Source organism: Glycomyces luteolus (assembly GCF_027622875.1).
Classification (GTDB): domain Bacteria; phylum Actinomycetota; class Actinomycetes; order Mycobacteriales; family Micromonosporaceae; genus Glycomyces; species Glycomyces luteolus.
On record NZ_JAPZVP010000031.1, the window covers coordinates 1 to 4,728 of the forward strand.

Annotated in this window: 2 protein-coding genes, 1 tRNA gene and 2 pseudogenes; 4 read left to right on the forward strand and 1 reads right to left on the reverse strand. The window is 66.4% G+C overall.

Going from position 1 to position 4,728, the window contains the following annotated elements; translation table 11 throughout:
- The 3 genes and pseudogenes from O1R50_RS25030 to O1R50_RS25040 form a co-directional block, all read left to right on the forward strand.
- The coding region (locus O1R50_RS25030; protein WP_270112986.1) for a hypothetical protein at positions 1-1,043 on the forward strand (1,043 nt) is incomplete at its 5' end.
- 121 nt (positions 1,044-1,164) lie between these two features.
- Positions 1,165-1,687, forward strand: a pseudogene (locus O1R50_RS25035) (helix-turn-helix domain-containing protein); the annotation flags it as partial.
- Positions 1,688-1,845: 158 nt separating this feature from the next.
- A pseudogene (locus O1R50_RS25040) lies at positions 1,846-2,717 on the forward strand (IS110 family transposase); the annotation flags it as partial.
- 383 nt (positions 2,718-3,100) lie between these two features.
- On the opposite strand, the gene O1R50_RS25045 reads toward O1R50_RS25040, so the two are convergent.
- A tRNA-Phe gene (locus O1R50_RS25045) sits at positions 3,101-3,177 on the reverse strand.
- A 227-nt stretch (positions 3,178-3,404) separates the two neighbouring features.
- Between O1R50_RS25045 and O1R50_RS25050 the strand changes: the two genes are divergently transcribed.
- On the forward strand, positions 3,405-4,652 hold the full coding sequence (locus O1R50_RS25050) for a glycoside hydrolase family 27 protein (RefSeq protein WP_270112987.1): 1,248 nt from the start codon (positions 3,405-3,407) through the stop codon (positions 4,650-4,652).
- Positions 4,653-4,728 lie beyond the last annotated feature (76 nt).

Consider the following 4,728-nt stretch of genomic DNA (forward strand, 5'->3'; position numbering starts at 1 on the left):
GGCAAGGCCGCCTGATACAACAGCATTCGAAGCTCCTGGGAGGCAACGGAAGTAGACAGCTGTTGTTCTACCAGGAGCTTCTTCCATGCCCTGCAACCAAACTCACCCAGGATGAGAAGGGCTCACTCAACGGCGCCACCAGCTCCGAAGTCACCGGGATGGAGGAACGCCCCATCACCGATGAAGATCAGTCGCAACTGGGGCTTACCCAGGACGCCCTCAAGAAGGTCATCAAGGAGAGGCGGCAACACGAACCGGCATACGCCTATCTCCACGCTCCTGCCTGGTCGCAATGCGCCCCGGATATGTACGCCAAATACGGGTGGGATCTGCCGAAGCTTCGGGTCAGTCCCATCAAAGTCGTATTCGATAAGCCCGGGGATGCGAGAGAGGAAAAAATAGCCGTCGTGGAGCACTTCCGCAACGACACCGGCTCCACTCCCGCCATCTATCACTCGGACGCCACCACCGAGTACACCAACACCATCGAGAACTCATGGACGAACACAAACACCGTCCGATGGAACCTCTCGCTCAACGCCTCGCTCAAGATCTTGGGAACCGGCGTCGGAGCGTCGACGACAATCGGCTACCAACACGACTGGACGCACACCAAGAAACAGTCGTACTCCTACAAGTTCGGCGTCAACGCCGGAGTTCAGGTCAGCCTCGATCCCGGCCAGGCCGTCGATGTCCTGATCTTCGGTAAGGTCGCCCAGTACACGGCTCAAGTCAGCTATCTCGTGGACATTCCGTGGGGAGGGGACCTTGCCTACTGCTGGGGGAACGACGACTGGTACGACGACCATCACGACTGGAGGCTCGATGCCTCGGACGTCACCAGCCGCATCGACTCATTCCCACAGACGATTACCGAGACTGTCAAGTTCGGTTTCGCCAGTGAGGGGACCGTCAAGGTCGTCGACGCTCAATCCGGCGGCCTCTTGGGACAGCAGAGTCTCAGTAGCCTGCCGGCCGACGATATGCCCTTGCGCATCGACGCTCGACAGAACAAGGACGAGGCTGTGACTTCCTGGCGATAAAGCCGTGACTCATCTTGGTCGTTTTGAGACGTTGGCCGCCCCGGAGCAGCGGGGCGGCCACGCCTTTCTTGCGGCCGTTAAGGGCTGCCCCGGAAGTTGATCCAGTGGGGGCTGTCCGCGCGAGGGCGCCGCCCCGGCGCGCAAGGGCCGCCCATGGAAGCTCTGCTTCGAGGCAAGGGTCCTGCTGGTCGCCGCCTACTGGCGCACCAGTCTGACCATGCGGGATTGCGGCCCTGTTTGGCACCTCGAAGTCCGCCGCCGACCGGTCATCGACGAACTTGCGCCGAAACTCGCGCTGCGGCCCAGCAAGCGGCATGCCCCGGAGACCGTGCTCATCGTCGACGGCGCGTTGGTCCCGACCCGGGACCACGCAGTCGCGGCGAAGTCGAAGAACTACCGGTACTCCACCAACCACCAGGTCGTCATCCACGCCGACACCCAGCTCGTGGTTGCCGTCGGCAACCCGCTGCCGGGTAGCCGCAACGACTCGAAGGCGTTCGGCGAGTCGGGCGTCGACCACGCCACCCGCACCGCGACCGTGATCGCCGGCGCCGGCTCTCAGGGCACGAGGGCCCCATATCCCGCACCGCCGCAGGCACAAGGACGAGCCCCTCCTGGGATGGAAGGAGGCCCACAATGCCTCCGTAAGTTGGTCAGTGGCCCAGGAGGGTCGGGTGCGGCTGACAATGTCTTGTCCTTTGTGACTCGGTGGGAGTGGCCGCCCGATCCTTCAGGGCGCCCTGACCGGTGATTGAGACCTGCGTTGAAGTCGCTGTTTACGGAGATGACGGCGGGGTGTTCCATGGGCCGTGCTAACACGCCGATCCCCCTGGAGGAACACGTGAACGACACTCCGAAACTACGGCTGTGGATCGGCATCGACGCCGGCAAGGCTCACCACTGGGCCTGCGCCGTCGATGCCGATGGCCGCAAGATCTGGTGGAGAAGATCGCCGACGACGAGGCCGCGGTCCTCGACGCGGTTGAGGCGATCCTGGCCCTCGGCAGCCCGGTGTCCTGGGGTGCGGACATCTCCAGCGCCCCCTCGGCGCTGCTCCTGGCACTCCTGGCCGCCTGCGGCCAGGACCCGGTCTATGTGCCCGGCAAGACCGTCAACCGCATGTCCGGGGCCTACCGGGGTGAGGCCAAGACCGATGCTCGTGACGCTTACGTCATCGCCGAGACCGTTCGCCACCGAGGCGACTTCGCCCCGATCGAGGTGCCCGCGCAGATCGCCGCGGATCTGGCACTGCTGACCGCGCATCGCTCGGACCTGGTCGCCGACAGGGTCCGCATGATCAATCGGCTCCGCGAGGTCCTGACCGGGATCTTCCCGGCCCTGGAGCGCGCCTTCGACTATTCCAGCAGCAAAGGCGCGCTGACGCTGTTGACCGGCTACCAGACCCCCGAGCGCATCCGACGAATCGGACAAGCCCGGCTGAACCGATGGCTTGTCAAGCGCGGCATGCGGATTGACCGAGCCGGAGCCATCGCTGAGAAGGCCGTCGATGCCGCGAAGGCGCAACTGACCGAGCTGCCCGGCCAGGATGTCGCGGCCCGCATCGTCGCCGAGATCACTGCCGCCCTGCTCAGCCTCGACGAGCGGATCGCCCGTCTGGACAAGGACATCCGCGCCACCTTCGCGGCCCACCCGCAAGCGGCGATCATCGAGTCCACAACTCTTACTGGCGCTGAATCCGCGGGGTCGCCTACCGCTTCGCCGGCCTTAGAGGGCGAGCTCTGGAGGACGAATTCGGGGCCAACATTTTCTGGGACTGCGCGGTTTGGCGACTTGGCTGGCTTCGCTCTGAAGAAGTGCTTGAGCGTGCCCGTGCGAACCGGAGTTCTGTGAATCCCCGACACTTGAGCAGGCGTGATCTGGAGCAGTATCCGCTTGGTGCTGCGGCCGCACCGGTGTTACGTCGCGACGCAGCCGCTCCCGGGGCGGTGCTGATCGTGAGATGTCACCGCACGGACATATAGCGGACGGGTCGTCCGCCAGGAGAACAGAAAAACCCCGCCAACCGCACTAAGATGCAGGTCAACGGGGCTTTCTCTTGGTGGCCAGGGCCGGGATCGAACCGGCGACCTACCGCTTTTCAGGCGGTCGCTCGTACCAACTGAGCTACCTGGCCAGGAGGCGCGTCATGCGCACCGCCGTGAACACTGTACAGCACTGCCGGTCACGCACTCTATGCGGCATTGCCGCGAACGCGACGGCGGCCCCGCCCGGGGCCGGCGTGCCCGATTCGGGGGTTTGAGCTGGCCGAATCCAAGGGCCGCAAGCCCTTCCGGAGGCGTGATCACTGGCGTCGGCGCGCGCGGGTAGCGTAATGGGACCCGACCCCCCGAGGAGGTTTCTGTGACCGGACTCGCTGCCACGCCACCCATGGGCTGGAATTCATGGGATGTGTTCGGAACCTCGGTGACCGAAGCCGAGATCCGCGCGAACGCCGCCTTCATCGCCGAGCACATGGCCGGACACGGCTGGGAGTACGTGGTCGTCGACATCCAGTGGTACGACCCCGCGGCCCGCGCGGGCGGCTACAACCTCGGCACCCGCCTCACCCTCGACGAGTACGGCCTGCCCCACCCGGCCCCGAACCGCTTCCCGTCGGCCGCGAACGGCGCCGGGTTCAAGCCGCTGGCCGACTACGTGCACTCCCTGGGTTTGAAGTTCGGCGTCCACATCCTCCGGGGCATCCCGCGCCAAGCGGTCGCGGCGGACACCCCCATCAAGGGCAGCGAGTACTCGGCGGCGCAGATCCCCGACCGCGAGCGGGTCTCCTCATGGGTCGACGACAACTGGGGCATCGACCACTCCCACCCGGGCGGGCAGGCCTATTACGACGCGCTGGTCCGCCAGTTCGCGGAATGGGGTGTGGACTACATCAAGGCCGACGACATGATCGCCCCCTATTGGGAGGACGAGGTCGAGGCCTTCTGGCACGCGGTGGGCGCGGTCGACCGCGACATCGTGCTCAGCCTCTCCCCCGGGATGAGCCTCTCGACCGAGCATGCCGAGCACCTGCAGGCGCACTCGCACCTGTGGCGCATCTCGGCGGACCTGTGGGACCGCTGGCGCGACATCGACACCCAGTTCGACCTGCTCCGCGACTGGGCCCCCTTCGCGGGCCCGGGCCACTGGCCCGATGCCGACATGCTCCCCTTGGGCCACATGGGGATCCGCGCCGAAGTCGGCGAACCCCGGCAGAGCCTGCTGACCCCCGACGAGCAGCGGACGATGCTCACCCTGTGGTGCATCGCCCGCTCCCCGCTGATGGTCGGCGCGGATCTGCCCACGTCGGGCGCTGAAACGATCGAACTGCTGACGAACCCCGAAGTGCTGGCGGCCCAACGCCACTCCGCCGGCGCCCAGGAGGTCTGGCGTGAAGGGCGGCACGTGGCCTGGGCTTCGGCCGACGGCGCCTTCGCGGCGGTCTTCAACCGCGGCACCGAAGCGGCCGAGCTGCAACTGCCCTGGGAGACCCTCGGGCTGACCCAGCCGGAGCGGGTGCGCGACTGCTGGAACCGCTCGGACATCGTGCCCGGAGACCATCTGCGGGCGAAGCTCCAGCCGCACAGCTCGGCCCTGTTCCGCTTGTCCTGAGTCGCGGCGGGACCGGCCGGGCCCGCCGCGACTCAGACGCCCCGCTCACCCGCGGTGGGACGTGAGACCCCGCGCC